Annotated in this window: 15 protein-coding genes; 7 read left to right on the top strand and 8 right to left on the bottom strand. The window is 44.9% G+C overall.

The annotated features are described in order from the left end of the window. Positions 1 to 40: 40 nt before the first annotated feature. On the bottom strand, positions 41 to 1,378 hold the full coding sequence (locus J4N45_RS15090) for an IS4 family transposase (RefSeq protein WP_252012245.1): 1,338 nt from the start codon (positions 1,376 to 1,378) through the stop codon (positions 41 to 43). 540 nt (positions 1,379 to 1,918) lie between these two features. On the opposite strand from J4N45_RS15090, the gene J4N45_RS15085 reads away from it, so the two are divergent. The 3 genes from J4N45_RS15085 (at position 1,919) to cueR (ending at position 4,404) form a co-directional block, all read left to right on the top strand. After that, positions 1,919 to 3,082: a porin gene (locus tag J4N45_RS15085; RefSeq protein ID WP_252012243.1), complete on the top strand. Its 1,164-nt coding sequence runs from the start codon at positions 1,919 to 1,921 to the stop codon at positions 3,080 to 3,082. A gap of 77 nt (positions 3,083 to 3,159) precedes the next feature. After that, positions 3,160 to 3,987 carry a DUF2057 family protein gene (locus J4N45_RS15080; RefSeq protein ID WP_252012242.1) on the top strand — a complete coding sequence of 276 codons (828 nt, stop codon included), beginning with the start codon at positions 3,160 to 3,162 and terminating at the stop codon, positions 3,985 to 3,987. A 24-nt stretch (positions 3,988 to 4,011) separates the two neighbouring features. Continuing rightward, positions 4,012 to 4,404 carry a Cu(I)-responsive transcriptional regulator gene (gene cueR, locus J4N45_RS15075; protein WP_252012241.1) on the top strand — a complete coding sequence of 131 codons (393 nt, stop codon included), beginning with the start codon at positions 4,012 to 4,014 and terminating at the stop codon, positions 4,402 to 4,404. A 25-nt stretch (positions 4,405 to 4,429) separates the two neighbouring features. Here cueR and J4N45_RS15070 read toward each other — a convergent pair whose 3' ends face one another. Continuing rightward, positions 4,430 to 4,612 carry a hypothetical protein gene (locus J4N45_RS15070; protein ID WP_252012240.1) on the bottom strand — a complete coding sequence of 61 codons (183 nt, stop codon included), beginning with the start codon at positions 4,610 to 4,612 and terminating at the stop codon, positions 4,430 to 4,432. A 399-nt stretch (positions 4,613 to 5,011) separates the two neighbouring features. Next, a complete protein-coding gene (locus J4N45_RS15065; protein WP_252012238.1) occupies positions 5,012 to 5,899 on the bottom strand; it encodes a TraB/GumN family protein in 888 nt (295 codons plus the stop codon). A gap of 532 nt (positions 5,900 to 6,431) precedes the next feature. Between J4N45_RS15065 and J4N45_RS15060 the strand changes: the two genes are divergently transcribed. Next, positions 6,432 to 7,109: an oligogalacturonate-specific porin KdgM family protein gene (locus J4N45_RS15060; RefSeq protein WP_042473740.1), complete on the top strand. Its 678-nt coding sequence runs from the start codon at positions 6,432 to 6,434 to the stop codon at positions 7,107 to 7,109. A gap of 353 nt (positions 7,110 to 7,462) precedes the next feature. Continuing rightward, the gene (locus tag J4N45_RS15055; protein WP_252012236.1) at positions 7,463 to 8,206 is read left to right on the top strand and encodes an oligogalacturonate-specific porin KdgM family protein; all 744 of its coding nucleotides are present in this window, start codon (positions 7,463 to 7,465) and stop codon (positions 8,204 to 8,206) included. Between the two features lie 31 nt (positions 8,207 to 8,237). Here the strand turns inward: J4N45_RS15055 and J4N45_RS15050 are convergent, their stop codons facing one another. Next, positions 8,238 to 8,687 carry a DUF411 domain-containing protein gene (locus tag J4N45_RS15050; RefSeq protein WP_234495315.1) on the bottom strand — a complete coding sequence of 150 codons (450 nt, stop codon included), beginning with the start codon at positions 8,685 to 8,687 and terminating at the stop codon, positions 8,238 to 8,240. Positions 8,688 to 8,778: 91 nt separating this feature from the next. Then, positions 8,779 to 11,508, bottom strand: a complete 2,730-nt coding sequence (locus J4N45_RS15045) for a heavy metal translocating P-type ATPase (protein WP_252014701.1) — start codon at positions 11,506 to 11,508, stop codon at positions 8,779 to 8,781. A gap of 203 nt (positions 11,509 to 11,711) precedes the next feature. Between J4N45_RS15045 and gltX the strand changes: the two genes are divergently transcribed. Then, the gene (gltX, locus tag J4N45_RS15040; protein ID WP_252012234.1) at positions 11,712 to 13,139 is read left to right on the top strand and encodes a glutamate--tRNA ligase; all 1,428 of its coding nucleotides are present in this window, start codon (positions 11,712 to 11,714) and stop codon (positions 13,137 to 13,139) included. A gap of 136 nt (positions 13,140 to 13,275) precedes the next feature. On the opposite strand, the gene dxs is transcribed toward gltX, so the two are convergent. The 3 genes from dxs to xseB are packed head-to-tail and all read right to left on the bottom strand — an operon-like array spanning position 13,276 to position 16,313. Further along, a complete protein-coding gene (gene dxs, locus J4N45_RS15035; protein WP_252012232.1) occupies positions 13,276 to 15,141 on the bottom strand; it encodes a 1-deoxy-D-xylulose-5-phosphate synthase in 1,866 nt (621 codons plus the stop codon). Positions 15,142 to 15,165: 24 nt separating this feature from the next. Then, positions 15,166 to 16,050 carry a (2E,6E)-farnesyl diphosphate synthase gene (gene ispA, locus J4N45_RS15030; RefSeq protein ID WP_252012229.1) on the bottom strand — a complete coding sequence of 295 codons (885 nt, stop codon included), beginning with the start codon at positions 16,048 to 16,050 and terminating at the stop codon, positions 15,166 to 15,168. Positions 16,051 to 16,070: 20 nt separating this feature from the next. Beyond that, positions 16,071 to 16,313, bottom strand: coding sequence for an exodeoxyribonuclease VII small subunit (xseB, locus tag J4N45_RS15025; RefSeq protein ID WP_252012227.1), 243 nt, complete (start codon positions 16,311 to 16,313; stop codon positions 16,071 to 16,073). Between the two features lie 335 nt (positions 16,314 to 16,648). Between xseB and pomA the strand changes: the two genes are divergently transcribed. Next, entirely contained in the window at positions 16,649 to 17,413 is a 765-nt protein-coding gene (pomA, locus tag J4N45_RS15020) for a flagellar motor protein PomA (protein ID WP_042473753.1), read from the top strand. Positions 17,414 to 17,431: the final 18 nt, after the last annotated feature.

The following is a 17,431-nucleotide window of genomic DNA, read 5'->3' as shown; positions in this document are numbered from 1 at the left end:
ATTAATTTAATAAAAAGCCCCGATTATATCGCAACGTAGTTCACTTAAGAGGAGCTGCGTTGCGATTAACAGGGTATCGGGTTTTTGATATTTTTACCGCCCTAGGCCGATTTGGCTTAGGGCGTTTGTCTATGAAGAGGATAGACAAATCACCTCGAAGGCTCTTTAGGCGTTTCGGCGTGTTACCTAAAGATACCGCTTTACTCATCACTTTGAGCTGGCTGGCTATAAATTGGCAAGCATACTTAAAACTTATTTCATTAGGTAAGCGTCCGTGTTCAACGGCGGCTTGACTAGCTTCTCGTCTCACCAAGTTATAACCGAGTAGCAGTCCCCATAACTCTTGATAGACAAGCTCGACTGTTTTGCTTCTCAACACTAAAGCGTTATGTTGCATCGAACTCTTGATGTCACGATAACCTAATTCGATCTCCCACCTTTCATGATAAAGCTCTGCCACGGATTGAGCATCGTACTTATCTCTAGGAAGAGAGGTAAACACCGTCTTGGATTTACCTTGGACCTCGTAAGTGACCGCCCTGACAGTCCATTTCTCAGGAAGATTAGGGTTTTTCTTACGAGCCTGCGGTGAGGTCTTCATTTCCACAAGCATGTCACTGCTTTCTTTATCGTCTAATAGGGTATATTTGACTCCTTTCTTTGCAGGGAGAAGCCAGTGTCTATTTATTCCACTGCTTTGGAGAGAAAGGAGTAAATCTGCTCCATAGAAACCTTTGTCCAGTAATGTCACAGAGTTGTCTGGTAAAGCGTTGATAAAGGGCATCGCTAGAGGGATTTCACCTCGGCGATAAGGGCTTATCGCAGCATCAACGATGACATGAGAGCGAACGTTCATCATGGTCACAACCCTCAATACTGGATGAGGGGTTTGTCTATTGCTAGACGTATTACCAGAGCCAAAATGTTCTCTTAGTTCGGGTGTGTCAGCTGTTCTAAAAAGAGCACCATCTACAGCAAAAACCTGTAGGCCCTGCCAAGTATCATCAGGGTATCGCTCAAGCCCCCACGTTCTCCCACATTGCCTAAATAGCCATTCAGGTGCTGCTTTACCCAAGCGTTGCCTTGCTTGGGTTAAAGCACTCTTTGCCAACAGTTCTTCATCAGCCAAACCGTCTGCACAGACGTTCATTCTCCGTGCGACTTCGGCAATGGGTTCATTACGGAAAAAAGCCATACCAACAATTAACCACAAAACCATATCACTCGGTAATCGGCGTCGACGGATTGTCGCTTTATCAGACAGAGAGGCTGCTTTAGCGACCCACTCATCAGGAATGTGTTCAGAGAATGTAGTGAGTTGAGCTACATCGACAGGGTTTTCTTCGAGGAAGTCGGCAAAGAAGTTTTGAATAGACATAAAAAATCGGAAACCTATAAACAGGTTTCCGATTGTCTCTCATCAGAAGGATCGGTCAATCGATTCTTATCTGATCTACATTGCGATTATATCGGGGCTTTTTTTTGCGAGTAACTTCAAATAATAATGCGTTAGAGTATTAGTAAATAAACAGCAAGTAGTCCAATCACGTATTGTTTTAATTAATTTGATAAAGAAATATCTATGCGAGTCACTTCACAATTAATGGTATTGTTTTTTCAAATCCCTATTACTTTGTGGATGTAAAGTATTTCATTAAAGTCATTGTAAGAAATAAGATCTTCATCAATAACTGCCCTCAAAATTTGTACTGCCTCCTATTTTTTTTACTAAAAATAAGTCTTAAATTGATATTTTTTCTCGCGAAGTTAGTCTTGTGATTATGGATACACAGAGTGTAGACAGTAACTTTAATCAGAAGTTCTGATTATAAATATAAAGGAAATGATTTGTTCTTCGGCGGCCAACTTAAGAATGAATTATGGATAACAGCTATACCCATTTTTAGGAGTTTATTCCATGGAAAAAATGTTTAAACGCACCCTACTCGGTGCAGCAGTGGCGTCAGTCGTTTCATTTGGTTCTTTTGCTGATGAAGGTGCTGGTGGTCAGGTTGGTATCAACTCGGATTTTGATGTTGAGGTTTATGGTGTTGCAGCAATTTCCGCAGTGAACTACAACACAACAGACAATAAAAGTGATAGCTCTGGCTTCGCTGTAGAAAATGAATCTCGAATTGGTTTCCGTGCTTCAGGTGATATGACAGACAGCATTCGCGTAACAATGCAGATTGAGTCTGGATATGTTGATAATACAGACTGGGCTCACGGTGGTGCTTCTGGTGGTGTGTTAGGTTTCCGTGATACGTACATTGGTATGTCTGGCGATTTCGGTAACGTTCGAATTGGTCGTGTACTTACGCCACTATATGAAATTGTAGACTGGCCTTTCTCTAACCCAGGTCTTGGTTCTGTCTTCGATTGGGGTGGTATTAATGCTCACTACGATCGTCAATCAAACCAAGTACGTTACGACTCTCCTAAATTTGGTGGTTTCACTTTTGCAGCTTCTGTTGGTCGTGATGACGATGATAATGGTGGCGGTAATGCAACACGTGATGCGTATTTTGCGGGAGCCAACGCGCGCTATGCTTTTGAGAAATTGACATTAATGGGTGCGGTAGAGACAGGTAAACGTCCTGGTAGCACAACGGCTGCTGAATGGAAGATTGCGCAAGAAAGTGGTACGGATGATAACGGTAATGCTTATCAACCAGGAGACAGCTACTATACCGCAGCATCTACAACAGACGATACAGACACTCTAGCGTACATCGTCGGCTTTGAAGCATCATTACCAGCAGGTTTTGGTTTAGCTGCAGCATATAAACAGGAGCAGTTGAAGCAGGGTGGTGTTAAACATGATCAAGGCTCTTACTCAGTTATTGGTCAATATTGGAACGGTCCAATTGGCTTTAAACTAGGCTACGCCGCGAACCTTGATTCAGAGAAAGGTGGTGTAAACCAAGATGACGCAGACCACACAATTTCAGGTCAGTTGATGGCAGTTGTTAATGGTTTCGTTCCTTATCTTCGTGTAGCTCAACGCACAACAAATGTTGCGGACAGCACGGAAAACCGTTCAGATATCGTTACTCGCATCGGTCTTGAGTACGGTTTCTAAACCAAGTATTTTAAAGAAAATAATTACGGAGCGTTAGCTGCTTAAAGTTAACGCTTTTTCTGTCAAAGGAGAGGAATATGTTGAGAAAAACTGTAGTTGTAATGTCGTTGTTGTTAGGAGCATGCTCTTCCCTTGATTCAGAAAGTGATTTTTCTCAGTCAGTGGAAAGCGTAAGCCACAAAGGTGATAAGATTACTGTGGTTGGTAAGAAATATAGCCCAGAGATCGATGCATCGAACGGTGGTGATATTCTTAAATCTAATGCTTTGGTTGTATTACAGGCTAGTAGAAACCCTGAAGAAAAATCAGTTACTGGTTATATGAACATGGAGGTGTCTTACTTTAAATCGTACACCGAGTTTGAAAAAGCATCCTATCAAGGTAAGCTTTTTGATCTTACTGAGCTCAAACCTTCAACCAGTGTTTGTACAGAACATTGTACAGCCACCCAATATATTAGTTTCCCGATAGATCAATCGGTATTAAACAGTGCTAATGGTGGAAACTTTAAATTTGATTTGGTCACTAATAGTGATTACAAAGTTACCTTTTTCATTGCGAACGGATATATAAAATCTCTTAGTGATGAGCTTGCGAATCAGCGTGGTCAGACGAATGCAGTAGCGACTACTGCGGCAACAGCTGCTGCTCCTGTGATTGCAACTTCTGTGGGAGAGCCAGAAATCGAATCAGGAGCCAAATCGGTTCAGATGATTCAGTATTGGTATGATAAAGCACCTGTTGCAGAACGAGAAGAATTTGTAGACTGGGCATATCAATATCGCAAGACTGGCAGTGATGTAGCGACATTTAAGTCTCAGCCTGCACAAATGATGCAGTATTGGTATAATGAGGCATCACTAGAAGAGCGTCAAAAAGCTCTAAGTTGGTTGATTTCTCGTTAAATACAGAGTCTTGAGAGGGTTGAAATGAACATTAGTCAAGTAGCGAAGCTAACAGGCTTGTCATCCAAGTCGATTCGTTTTTATGAAGAACGAGATGTCATTTCAGCCCCAAAGCGTGCTGAAAATGGTTACCGAGTCTATTCTATGGATCAGGTTGAGGACCTAAAATTTGTATTTAACGCCAAAAAAGCAGGCTTTTCGCTCGATGAATGCCGAGAGCTCTTGAAGCTGGCAAACAATTCTATGCGAACCAGTGCAGACGTAAAGAACTTTGCGACTAATAAGCTGAGTGATGTTAGAGACCAGATTGAGACTTTACGAAGTATCGAATCTAAGTTGTTAGAGTGGGTCGAGCGTTGTCCTGGTGATGATCAGAGCGCTTGCCCTATCATAGATGGATTGAAGGAGGGGAGCTAACCCCTCTCTTCTTGGATTTGCCTCGTTAGTATCGAGCATGTCCATTTGCCATTTTACAGTAAAGTTGATAGGTGGTCTTCGTACTGCCATCCGGTAATGTACACTCAACAACGCTTCCAATAACATTGCCACCCGCCGAATAACTATTCGCCATAGATGGCATAGAAAACATTAATGCACAAGCCATTGCTATAAATAAACGTTTCATTTTGATTCTCCATATTAGTTACATAGGGTTTGTAAAGGCAACTTAAGTATGAAGCTAATAGGATAAAGATCAAAAAATCTTGTAAATTTTAAAATTTTTTAATGATAAATAAGGAACTTGTAGCTTTTAGGTGGAGGACATTAACTACCTGAATGCCAAAGGGTTATTAATTTGCTCATTATTGCCAAAATGACGGCTTTGATAGAGTTAGTTATTGTTATCTCGTTACTTTGTTTCTAACACTATCTAACTAACAGCTAATTTAAATTATTGATTTTACATATCATCTTTTTTTTACATATTGATCTTTAGCGTTAAATTTCAAACGAATGGCTAAAAAACAACTTTTCAATTGATGGCACCAAATTTAATCGAAGATAGTGTCTTAAAAATAAGACGTTATTCATGTGTTTTCATAGTGCATTTTGCTTCCTCAGATCGGCTGAGCTGTGTCATGGAATAGCCATTGCTTCTTAGTAAACCGATTACACTATTGGGACCGACTAGATGCAACGCTCCTACAGCGACAAAGTAGGTGCCTTTTTGATACTGACTTGAGTTTGTCAGTTTCGCCACCCAAGCATCGTTTCGATCGATAAGTAGACTCTTAAGAAAGTCACTGCTGTCGCTATCATGTTCTAGCATTGCTGACAGATTTTTTATATCACCCGCTTTCCATGATGCTAGCAAGCATTGAATGTTGTGTGCGTTGTGTGGCCATTCTAATAACGTTTGTTTTAGCATTTCCTTTCCTCCCTCATCTTGCTGAGAAAGTAAATCGATCTGAAACTGCAAGGTCTCTAATCCGTCAATGGTTATTCCGTTCCCTTTGGCCCAATCAGAAAGCTGATGTTCAGAGCCAAATTCCGAGTAGTAATTTAGCTGAGTGAACGTCGTTTGTTGAAGAATCAGTGCGGCATGCCAAGGCGGTAGACTTTGCAGTGTTCCAAAATCAATCCCTATCTCAGATGCAATAGTTTCGAGTTGTTTAAGTTCGTTTTGCTCCAGCACTTGCGCAACTTGAAAGCGACTAGTCGTCGGAAACTGAACAGACTGATCCATTTTTGCTTCGAGTATCAGGGAATCACTTACCCCAAGGACATCTTCGATTTGTTTAGTAATAGTGATTTGATTTTTGGGTCCTACATGAACCGTACCGTAGATATAAAAGGTTTGGTCACCGCGCTCGGCTTTGAACAATAGTGGTTGAGCATAAGCTGACGCAGATATCACAGTTGTTAGAAAAACGGATAATAGTACAAATGCAATTCGTAGAGACGCAAACATCTTAAAGCTCAATCGGAGTTTAGGTACATAGAGCATATCAATTGAGCTCTTTTGAGGGAAGCTGTCTTAAGGGAAGTGTCTTTGCCTTCGTAGTTGTTTGGATTCATTCACGAATAAAGGCAAGCCACTTACGTTCTCTTGTAAATTAAGTTAGAGGTTGATGAGGATCTATTACGTCCATTTTCTAAATTTAGTATCTAAGATCACAGAATTCACTCAGGAAAACACGTTGATACTATGAGGATTAGGACACTATCTGTAAAAAACAGACAGTGTCCTTTGGTTTTGTGTGACTTGGATCTGGTTAAGTTTCTTCGCAAAAATAGATATAAATTTATATTTTGGTTTAAGTTGCTGTTTTTATTGTATTTATATTTTCGTATTCTTGCGGATGGTGATTATGATCACTAAAAAGCCTTAATTATTTGTTAGCGCGAAATAAATGTCGTTATATTGTGCTCAAGCCAACTGGCAACGAAACAAGACGGCACCATAAGCCGCCCGTATATCAACAAATATAGGTGTTTTTACCATGAAAAAAGTCCTCGCTCTTACCGCTTTAGCAGTAGCTTCAACAAGTGCATTCGCTGGTTCTTCTTATGTAACAGGTAACGTTCAATTCCACGATACTTACCTGCAAGGTTCAAAAGCGACATCAACGCTAGAAGCTGGCCATACGTTCGACTCAAACACGACACTTCTAGTAGAGTTTGATGCTATTCCTCTTGGTGACGTAAAAGATACCGATCGTCCTTTACCTTTTACAACACTAGGAGCTGAGCAAGTATTCAATGTAACAGACAACTTCTGGTTGGCAGCTGGTTATCATCATCTAGTACAGGCTGGTGATACTGTACAATACCGCCCACTTATCAAAATTGGCTATAACTTCGATAACGGCATCTCTCTAAGCAACCGTACCCGTCATCACATTCAAGCAGATAAGAACAAAGATGACGAAACTCGCTTAGATAACAAAATTGCGTACCAATTTGCAGATCAGCCAGTCGCTGTTAGCTACAACAATATCTATGTTATTAAGCAAGGTGACAACGATAACACTATGGATCACGAGCTTCGTGCAACTTGGACTCGCGATGGCGTTCAGCCTTACTTTGAGTTCCGTAGCCAGGCTCATGGTCTTAAAGACAGTAATGGTAGCAGCCTAGTGAACAATGCGTTTGTGTTTGGTGCTTCTTACGGCTTCTAAGTAAACTCCACACGTTTTTAAAAAGGCTCCAAATGGAGCCTTTTTTATTTCCCTCGTGCTCGGGCTAGTTTTTGATATGACTTTTTATCTTTTGAAAAGAAATAACCTTGTTTGATGAGGTTGTTATTTAAACAGATTTGGTATTCAAATTAACTCTTCAGGTCATGTTGGTGTTATTGGTATTGTTTTGTTCTGACTTTGACTTGACTTCAAAGGCAGGATTTAAGCTATAGCCCTTTGCGCTGTGGCTTTATGAATATTTATAGTTGTCGTTTCCCTGACATTGTTGGTATTTGCAACTCGCTGTTCTGATGAGCACAATCGCCGCAAATTTTAGTTAGGGAATCCATTTTATGCGCCTCTTAATAATTGTAGGCTTGTTGTTTGCTTCATTGTCTGCAAGCGCCGCCTCTTCATACATCGAAGGCAACATCCAATTTAATAGCACTTACCTTTACGACTCTAAAACCACTGCCAAAATGGAAGCAGGTCATACCTTTGATACGGATACGACGGTTCGTTTTATCGTAGAGGACATTCCCATTGGCAAGACGCCATACAGTCATCATAACCACCACAATAATGTTTACTATGGTCACTCTGCTCGAGCACCGCTGACTACATTAGGGGTTGAACAGAAGTTTCAGATGTCGAAAAACTTTTGGCTGGGGGCGGGCTATGAGCACTTGATGCAACTTGGTGAGACTGTCCAATATCGCCCACTGTTTAAGATTGGGTATGACTTTGATGAGGGACTGTCCCTGAGTCATCGCACGCGCGTTGAAGCCTATGCAAAGCATGACCGCTGGGGTTACAAGCCAGATATCGACTATCGTTTCGACAGCAAGGTGGAGTATCAATTAAAAACTCACCCGATAAAGCTGCACTATAACAACGTTTATCATATGAGTGGGGCTTACCATCCTTACTACCCATATACCGATAATGCGATGGACCATGAATTTAGGTTAACACTGACGAAATTCGCATTTCAGCCTTATTTTGAATACAAGAACCAAGGCACGTTCCGAACGCCTTATTACCCACGCGGCACGGCAAACTCAGCCATTGTCGTAGGTGGTACTTATCACTTCTAAAAAAACGCCCACTTTACGTGGGCGTTGTCGTTTACATGTTGTACGAGCGGTAGGAAAAGACTTGTCCTTCTTCGTTGTAAGCATAGACATGATACGGGTCTTTTTGATCGCCATATTCCATACCAGGAGAGCCTACAGGCATCCCTGGTACTGCCAAGCCCTTCGCACCTTTTGGTGGGTTTTCTAGAAACGCCTTGATATCGTCAGCGGGAATATGCCCTTCAAACACATAGTCGCCGATAACAGCTGTATGACACGAGGCGAGCTCCGGTTTGATGCCAAGCTTTTGTTTTATTGGGTTCATATTCTTATGATCTTCGACGGTGACCGTGAAGCCAGCGTCTTCCATGTGTGTGACCCAGTCTTTACAGCATCCACAGTATGGGGATTTATAGGTCAGTACATTGGTTGCAAACGCCGAGCCTGCTAGCATTGCCAGCGATAGCGTTGCCAGTTTTATAAATCTTTTTTGGTTCGACATAGTCCATCCTCTTTAACATTGCATTGTTATCAACAATCACCAAGTGCTTCATATAACCTTATTTTAGATTATCAGCCATGCTGAGCACCGGTTAGTTTTTATAGTGAAACTTTCTTAATCGGTTAGCATTGGTTACGACCGTAATAGAAGAAAGTGCCATTGCTGCTCCTGCAAAAACAGGGCTAAGTAAAAATCCGAACAGTGGGTATAACACACCAGCAGCAATTGGGATGCCTAAGGTGTTGTAGATAAACGCACCGAATAAGTTTTGCTTAATGTTCTTAACCGTCGCTTTAGAGAGCGCTATCGCATGTGCCACACTAGCAGGGTTGCTGTTTAGTAGCGTCATTGGGGCGCTTTCTATCGCGACGTCGCTACCTGAGCCCATGGCGATACCCACATCTGCGAGCGCTAATGCCGGTGCGTCATTGATCCCGTCACCCACCATGGCGACATGTTGATACTGTTTTCTAAGCGCTTCGATATGCGCGGCTTTTTCATCTGGTAATACTTCAGAGAACACCTCATCAACACCAACTTGCTCTCCAATGACTTTTGCAACGTGGCGATTGTCACCGGTTAGCATAATGGTCTTTATACCTTGATTTTGGAGGGCTTCAATCGCTTGTTTTGCCTCAGGTTTGATTTGATCGGCAATGGTGATTAAGCCCGCAGGTTTTGAGTCAACTAGGATAACGACTGGGGTCAAAGCCTTGGTCGCGGCGTCTGAAATTGATGCGTCTAGCGCGGTAATATCTACCTGTGACGCTCTGATATGATTTAGAGAAGCAACGAGCACGTGGCGACCTTCCACCACTCCTTGAACGCCTCTACCTTTGAGGTTCTCAAACTCGGCTGGCTCATTGACCTCTGTTTCAGCCCAATAATCGGTGACGGCTTTGGCGAGAGGATGTTCAGAGCGTTTCTCTAATGGCAACACCAATCTAGCAAGCTCCATTTCAGATAGACCAACGGTTTGGACGCCTTGTACTTTAGGTTGCCCTAACGTGAGCGTTCCCGTCTTATCAAATACGACAGCGTTGATCTTGCTAAGCTTCTGTAGTGCATCCGCATCTTTAATCAGAATCCCAGCTTGTGCGGCTTTACCTATGCCAACGGTGATAGACAGCGGGGTAGCAAGACCCAGAGCGCAAGGGCAGGCGATGATAAGTACGGTTGTCGTGACCACAAGCATGTAGCTTGCCTTTGGCTCTGGGCCTACCATGAACCAAATAGCCGCAGCGCCTAAGGCAATGAGCACAACAACAGGGACAAACACTGCAGAGATGGAATCTGCGAGCTTCGCAATAGCGGGTTTGCTGCTCTGTGCGTCTCGAACCAGATTAATAATGCGTGACAGCATGGTATTGGCGCCAACACCGGTTGCGTCTATCACCAAACTGCCATCGGTGTTCACGGTACCTGCTGACACCTTGTCGCCAACCCCTTTAAGTGCCGCAATCGGTTCGCCAGTGAGCATAGACTCATCAACATAGCTGTGACCCTCAGAAACCTGTCCGTCGACGGGGACCTTTTCACCCGGCTTAATTCGCAGTCTCATGCCAAGCTGAATGTCGGAAACGGCCAACTCGATGTCTTTGCCATCGATGATCGCCGTCGCCACTTGAGGCTGAAGGTTCATCAGAGCCTGTAAGGATTGATTGGTCTTGGCTTTCGCTTTGGCTTCTATGTAGTGACCGAGCGAGATCAGTCCGACGATCATCGCGCTTGCCTCAAAATACACATGACGTGATGGTTCTGGGAACCAGCTCGGTGCGATGACGACGAGCATCGAGTAGAACCATGCTGCGCCCGTGCCCAGAGCAACCAAGGTATCCATGGTGGCACGACCGTGCGTTAGTGATTTGTAAGCGTTGATATAGAAATCACGACCTGCCGTCGCAAGAAGCCATAAGCAGAGTATGCCGACAGCGCCCCAAGCCATTTGATCGCCAGAGTGACGGATCATCATACTGCCGCCAAGCACGCCCCACAGCATCAACGGCGCTCCGACCGCTAGCGCGACAATCGTATTCTTTTTTTGCTGCGCTTGATGAGCAAGCAAGGCTTGCTGCTGTTGCTGCTGGCTGGTCGCTAGGTCCTCGACCAGCTCGCCTTGGTAACCGGCATTGCTAATCGCTTTAAGTAGTGGCGTTTGGATATCATCTATCGGCAAGGCGGTGCTGACCATTGCGCTTTGCTCGGCAAGGTTTACGCGAGCAATGTCGACACCAGGCACGGAGAGAAGTGCTTTCTCTACTGACGAGACACAGCTCGCGCAGGTCATGCCTTGAATCAGCAAATGAATACTCGGTAGGTGGGCGTTTTGTGAAACTTCGACGGGCTGTTGGATTTCAGGTTCTTTATCTTGATACTCTGAATGTTCAACGGCGGTGTCTGTAGTGGGGACATTAGATGGCTTCGCTACTTGTTCTGTCACTAAAGTTGCGTGATAACCAACCTCTTCGATGGCATCAACTATGCTGTTTACGTTCAGTGTTGATTCCAGAGTTAGTGATTGCTTGCTGATCTCAACAATGTCGCTCTCTTCGAGCGATCGCAGCTTTTCACTCAGTTTTGCCACACATTTACCGCAGTTTAGTCCCGATAACTCAAATGCCCATACAGGCTTAGCTTGGTAACCAAAGCCTTCAACAATCTCAATCACTGTAATCACATCGCTTTGTGTTGAGACCTTAAGTGTTTGCTTATCGATATGGTCGATATGGATGTCATTGGTCGATGCTTCGACAGCATTTCTGACTTTATTCACGCAACCCATACAGGATAAACCCGATAAATTAAGCGTATAACTGACCATAACCCACCTCAAAATTCGTTCGTTGTTGTTAACCATAAACCTTCCCTCAAGGGTAAGGTCAAGAGATTTGATTGCATTGACTTTGGTTGATGAGGTTATTGGGTATAGTGATTGTAGAATTAGCGCAAGGTGATAAAATAGCGCCCAAAATTTGCAACGCACAATGATGAGCATTGTGCGACGTTGACAACAAGGTACTTTCGATGACGGTTAAAACACGTTTTGCTCCAAGCCCTACAGGCTATCTTCACGTCGGTGGTGCGCGTACTGCACTGTATTCTTGGCTATTTGCTAAAAACCAAGGCGGTGAATTCGTTCTACGTATTGAAGATACAGATCTTGAGCGTAATTCTCAGGAAGCAGTAGATGCGATCCTAGAAGGCATGCAGTGGATGGGTCTTGAGTGGGACGAGGGTCCGTACTACCAATCTAAGCGTTTTGACCGCTACAACGAAATGGTAGAGAAACTACTTGCTGAAGACAAAGCATACAAATGTTATGCACCAAAAGAACTTCTAGAAGAGATCCGAGCAGAGCAAGAAGCGAACAAAGAGATCCCTCGCTACGATGCGAACCATCCGAAGATTGTTGCGGCGAACGCAGCAGCGAAAGAGGGTGAGCCGTGTGTGATTCGTTTCCGCAACCCGAAAGAGGGCAGCGTAGTATTTGACGATCAAATCCGTGGCCGTATCGAGATCGCAAATAGCCAAATGGATGATCTGATCATTCGTCGTACTGATGGTGCGCCAACATACAACTTCGTTGTTGTGGTTGATGACTGGGATATGGGTATCACTCACGTTGTGCGCGGTGAAGACCACATCAATAACACACCACGTCAAATCAACATCTATGAAGCACTTGGTGCGCCAGTGCCGACATTCGCACACTGTGCAATGATTCTAGGCGATGACGGCGCTAAGCTATCTAAGCGTCATGGCGCTGTGTCAGTGATGCAATATCGTGATGAAGGTTACCTACCAAACGCACTAAACAACTATTTAGTACGTCTAGGTTGGTCTCACGGTGACCAAGAAATCTTCTCTCAAGAAGAGATGATCAACTTGTTCTCTCTAGATGCGATCTCTAAGTCAGCATCAGCGTTCAATACAGACAAACTGAACTGGTTGAACAACCACTACATCAAGACCTCTGAACCAGAGTATGTAGCGAAGTACCTTCAATGGCACCTTGATGAGCAAAAGCTGAACACTGAAAATGGTCCAGCGATCACTGAGGTGATCAAGCTTGTTGGCGAGCGCTGCAATACCTTGGTTGAGCTTGCAGAGCAAATCCGTTACTTCTACGAAGACTTCTCTGAGTTTGAAGCGGGCGCGGCTAAGAAACACCTACGTGGCGTTGCGAAGCAGCCTCTAGAAGTAGCACTAGCGAAAGTAGAAGCGCTACAAGAGTGGACAACGGCAAACATTAAAGAGCAAGTGATTGCGGCAGTTTGCGAAGAGCTAGAAATTGGCATGGGCAAAATCGGCATGCCACTTCGCGTAGCGGTAACCGGTGGTGGTCAATCTCCGTCAGTGGACGCTGTGATGGAACTTGTAGGTAAAGAGCGCGTGATTGCTCGCATTAAGATGGCGCTAGAGTTTATCGCTGAGCGTGAAGCAAACGCATAATTGCCATCCAATTGGATTTGAAAAGCCGCAACCTAGGTTGCGGCTTTTTTGTGTCCGTAAGTTATCCGAATGAGAAAAAGTGGCATTAAAAAAGCGACCACAAGGTCGCTTTAGCTTTCTCTAACCAGAAATATCTCTATTTAGAGATGTAATTACGAATAGACGCTTCGATACCCGCAGCATCAAGACCAAGCTCTGTATGTAGCTCATCCTGCGTGCCTTGTGCGATAAACCGGTCTGGAAGACCAAGGTTTAGTACTGGCTTCATTAGCTTCTCTTGCATCATGAATTCTATGACACCAGCACCTGCGCCGCCAGCGATAGCGTTCTCTTCAAGAGTCACAATCACATCGTGGCTATCGCACAGCTCCTTGATAAGCGCCTCATCAAGCGGCTTAACAAATCGCATATCTGCCACTGTCGCGTTGAGGTTTTCTGCTGCAACCAGCGCGTTGTCTAAGAAGGTACCGAATGACAAGATGGCTACTTTTTCACCTTCGCGAACAACATGGCCTTTACCAATCTCTAAGGCGGTAAACTCAGCTTCAGGTGTTGTGCCGTTACCGCTGCCACGAGGGTAGCGAACCGCACTTGGACCAGTGTGCATGTGACCAGTGTAGAGCATCTGACGACACTCGTTCTCATCGCTTGGCGCCATGATCACCATGTTTGGAATACAACGCATAAAGCTGAGATCGAACGCACCTTGGTGGGTTTGACCATCGGCTCCAACCAGACCAGCACGGTCGATGGCAAACATCACCGGCAGATCCATAATGGCGACATCATGGATTAGCTGATCGTACCCTCGCTGTAAGAAGGTTGAGTAGATTGCCACGATTGGTTTGTTGCCAGCAATCGCCATGCCCGTTGCAAGTGTCACCGCATGCTGCTCGGCAATCGCGACATCAAAGTACTGACTAGGATACTCTTTCGAGAAGCGAACCATACCAGAGCCTTCACGCATTGCTGGCGTGATTGCCATTAGTGATGGGTCTTTCGCTGCCATATCACACAGGAAGTCACCAAAGATCTTCGAGTAAGTCGGCTTGCTTGAACTGCTTTTTGGCAGGCAAGAGTGCGAAGGGTCAAACTTCGGTACACCGTGGTAGCCGATAGGATCCTTCTCAGCAGGCTCATAGCCCTTGCCTTTCTTGGTCATAATATGAAGGAACTGTGGACCTTTCAGCTCACGCATATTCTTGAGTGTTTTGACCAGTTCATTAACATCATGACCATCGACAGGACCAATGTAGTTAAAGCCTAACTCTTCAAATAGCGTTCCAGGGACAATCATGCCCTTGATATGCTCTTCGGTGCGCTTGACCAGTTCCTTAATAGGCGGAAGTCCAGACAGTGCTTTTTTACCGCCCTCTCGAATTGAGGTGTACAAGCTACCAGACAACACTTGAGCAAGGTGGTTGTTCAGTGCGCCAACGTTCTCAGAGATGGACATCTCGTTGTCATTGAGGATGACCAACATGTCAGGGTGAACATCACCTGCGTGGTTCAGTGCTTCAAACGCCATACCTGCCGTGATAGCGCCATCACCGATAACGCTAACGACTTTGCGATCTTTGCCTTCTTTAGCGGCGGAAATCGCCATGCCAAGGCCCGCACTGATCGACGTTGATGAGTGACCAACAGACAGTGTGTCGTACTCACTTTCTTCGCGCCATGGGAAAGGGTGCAACCCGTCTTTTTGACGGATAGTCGATAATTGCTCACGACGGCCAGTTAAGATCTTATGAGGATAGGCCTGATGACCCACGTCCCAGATAAGCTGGTCGAAAGGTGTATTGTAGACGTAATGCAGAGCAACTGTGAGTTCCACAGTGCCTAGTCCGGAAGCCAAGTGTCCACTAGACTGGCTCACTGAATTTAGCAAATACGTCCTTAGCTCCTCACACAGCTTAGGTAAAGATTCCTTCGGCATCAGACGAAGTTCTTCTGGCGTGTTTGCTAATGTCAGTGTCGGATACTTTGAAATATCAAGTGTCATAGTTATTTAGCGCTTTAATATAGTCTAGTTGTTGCGCTCGATGACATATCGTGCGAAGTCTTCGAGTAATTGCGTATTGTAGGGTATCGCTTGCAAAGCACAAAGTGCTTCTTCAAATAGTTGCGTAGCTTTTTGCTGCGCGCCTTCCAGCCCAAGTAAGGCAGGATAGGTACTCTTATTGAGTTCGACATCGGAACCTTGAGGTTTCCCTAGTGTTTCCGTGTCACTAACAATGTCTAGAATGTCGTCTTGCACCTGAAACGCAAGACCAATCGCCTCAGCGTAGTTCTCAAGCTGAGGAAGATACTCGCGTCCTTTCTCTCCAGCGGCTAACGCGCCGAGTTGAACCGCGCATTTGATAAGCGCACCAGTTTTGTGGCGGTGTATCTGCTCAAGCTCTTCTAGGCCTACCGAGCGGTTTTCCGCTTCCAAGTCCAGTGCTTGCCCGATACACATACCAGCGGCACCAGATGCGTTCGCGAGTTCTTTCACCATATTGATACGTTGAGACTCGGCAAATGACGCTAATGGACCTTCAGATAGTATCGTAAATGCCAATGTTTGAAGTGCGTCGCCTGTCAAAATAGCGGTCGCTTCATCAAACTCAATGTGGCAGGTCGGCTTACCGCGACGAAGTTCATCGTCGTCCATCGCAGGAAGATCGTCGTGGATGAGCGAATAAGCATGAATGCATTCGATGGCTGCAGCAGGGGTGTCGAGCTCTTCTTCAGTGCGTCCAAAGATAGATCCTGTGGCATAAACTAGAAAAGGCCTTGCACGTTTGCCGCCGAGAAGTAGGGCGTAGCGCATGGCCTCAATGAGTCTTTGCTGTTGAAACGGGTAGCGGTCCAACCAAGCATCCAGTTGCTCGTTGTTGCGCGTTTGATAAGACTTCAAAGCCTCAATCATGGGGATACTCACTTTTGAAATTATTCTGACTGCTGAGCGAAGTCTTGCAGGTCCGCGTCGTCATCCTTAACCAGGAGAATACTCACTTTTTGCTCCGCTTCTGTCAGCTTTTGCTGTCCAGCTCTCGCTAAGGCGATGCCTCGCTCAAACTTTTTCAGCGCGTCGTCAAGCGCTAGGTCGCCATTTTCTAATTGTTCTACCAGCGAATCGAGCTCATCGACTGTCGCTTCGAAAGACATGTTTTCAGGTTTCTTAGTCGCCATAACGTACTTATTTTTTATGAAATGATCGAACGTTACATGAGCGGCTAGCGATGGTCAAACTTAAGGTGCTAAAAATGCCGTGAAGATACGTCGCAGGCTTTTTGATTGCTAAAAAAAGCGCCAATATCGTGCCTCAAAACAATGAGGTTAAGGGCTTTTCTATCTGATAAAAGAGGAGAAGTGATCACTGGTCACGCAATTTTGTGATTTTGTGGTCATAAATCACTTAAAGATATCGTCACTTGGTCGATAACCTAATAGCAACGAGATAGACTCGGTGAGCTCGAATAGCTCACCAGAGTTTCTAAGACGTCAAATTTTTCATGGAGTGTTGAGTGGATTTAGCAACGCTGATAGGCCTCATTGGTGGGGTCGCTTCGATAATTATCGCAATGGTGCTGGGTGGCAGCATCATGACTTACTTCGATACAACCTCGGTATTTATCGTAATCGGGGGCTCGACCTTCGTCGTCTTGATGAAGTTCACCTTGGGGCAGTTTTTTGGGGCAACCAAAATTGCCAGTAAGGCGTTCATGTTCAAGACCGACGAGCCAGAAGATCTCATCGCTAAAATTGTGGAAATGGCGGACGCGGCTCGTAAGGGCGGCTTCCTAGCGCTTGAAGAAATGGATATCCAAAACAGCTTTATGCAAAAGGGCATCGATCTTCTTGTAGATGGACACGATGCAGAGGTTGTACGCAATGCAATGCAAAAAGACATCGCGTTAACAGACGAGCGTCATGAGAAAGGCGCCGCGGTGTTTCGATCATACGGTGATGTGGCACCTGCCATGGGTATGATTGGTACGCTGGTGGGTCTGGTAGCGATGCTATCTAACATGGATGACCCTAAGTCTATCGGTCCTGCGATGGCGATTGCACTTTTGACCACTCTTTATGGTGCCATGCTTGCGAACATGCTGTTTTTCCCTATCGCTGACAAACTGACGCTGCGCCGAGAGCAAGAAAACCTTAATCGCCGCTTGATTATGGATGGCGTATTAGCGATTCAAGATGGTCAAAACCCGCGTGTCATTGATGGGTACCTGAAGAACTACATCAACGAGAGTAAACGAGCCTTCGACCTCGATGGTGAGTAGTACCGTGTCCGTAATGAA

The organism is Vibrio sp. SCSIO 43140, from assembly GCF_023716585.1.
In the GTDB taxonomy this organism is placed as follows: domain Bacteria; phylum Pseudomonadota; class Gammaproteobacteria; order Enterobacterales; family Vibrionaceae; genus Vibrio; species Vibrio maritimus_B.
This window is presented reverse-complemented; position numbering and strand designations above follow the sequence as displayed.

Excerpts from the sequence above, each read along its gene's own strand:
- J4N45_RS15090 (WP_252012245.1), bottom strand. The coding sequence starts at position 1,378 with ATGTCTATTCAAAACTTCTTTGCCGACTTCCTCGAAGAAAACCCTGTC.
- J4N45_RS15085 (WP_252012243.1), top strand. The coding sequence starts at position 1,919 with ATGGAAAAAATGTTTAAACGCACCCTACTCGGTGCAGCAGTGGCGTCA.
- J4N45_RS15080 (WP_252012242.1), top strand. The coding sequence starts at position 3,160 with ATGTTGAGAAAAACTGTAGTTGTAATGTCGTTGTTGTTAGGAGCATGC.
- cueR (WP_252012241.1), top strand. The coding sequence starts at position 4,012 with ATGAACATTAGTCAAGTAGCGAAGCTAACAGGCTTGTCATCCAAGTCG.
- J4N45_RS15070 (WP_252012240.1), bottom strand. The coding sequence starts at position 4,612 with ATGAAACGTTTATTTATAGCAATGGCTTGTGCATTAATGTTTTCTATG.
- J4N45_RS15065 (WP_252012238.1), bottom strand. The coding sequence starts at position 5,899 with ATGTTTGCGTCTCTACGAATTGCATTTGTACTATTATCCGTTTTTCTA.
- J4N45_RS15060 (WP_042473740.1), top strand. The coding sequence starts at position 6,432 with ATGAAAAAAGTCCTCGCTCTTACCGCTTTAGCAGTAGCTTCAACAAGT.
- J4N45_RS15055 (WP_252012236.1), top strand. The coding sequence starts at position 7,463 with ATGCGCCTCTTAATAATTGTAGGCTTGTTGTTTGCTTCATTGTCTGCA.
- J4N45_RS15050 (WP_234495315.1), bottom strand. The coding sequence starts at position 8,687 with ATGTCGAACCAAAAAAGATTTATAAAACTGGCAACGCTATCGCTGGCA.
- J4N45_RS15045 (WP_252014701.1), bottom strand. The coding sequence starts at position 11,508 with ATGGTCAGTTATACGCTTAATTTATCGGGTTTATCCTGTATGGGTTGC.
- gltX (WP_252012234.1), top strand. The coding sequence starts at position 11,712 with ATGACGGTTAAAACACGTTTTGCTCCAAGCCCTACAGGCTATCTTCAC.
- dxs (WP_252012232.1), bottom strand. The coding sequence starts at position 15,141 with ATGACACTTGATATTTCAAAGTATCCGACACTGACATTAGCAAACACG.
- ispA (WP_252012229.1), bottom strand. The coding sequence starts at position 16,050 with ATGATTGAGGCTTTGAAGTCTTATCAAACGCGCAACAACGAGCAACTG.
- xseB (WP_252012227.1), bottom strand. The coding sequence starts at position 16,313 with ATGGCGACTAAGAAACCTGAAAACATGTCTTTCGAAGCGACAGTCGAT.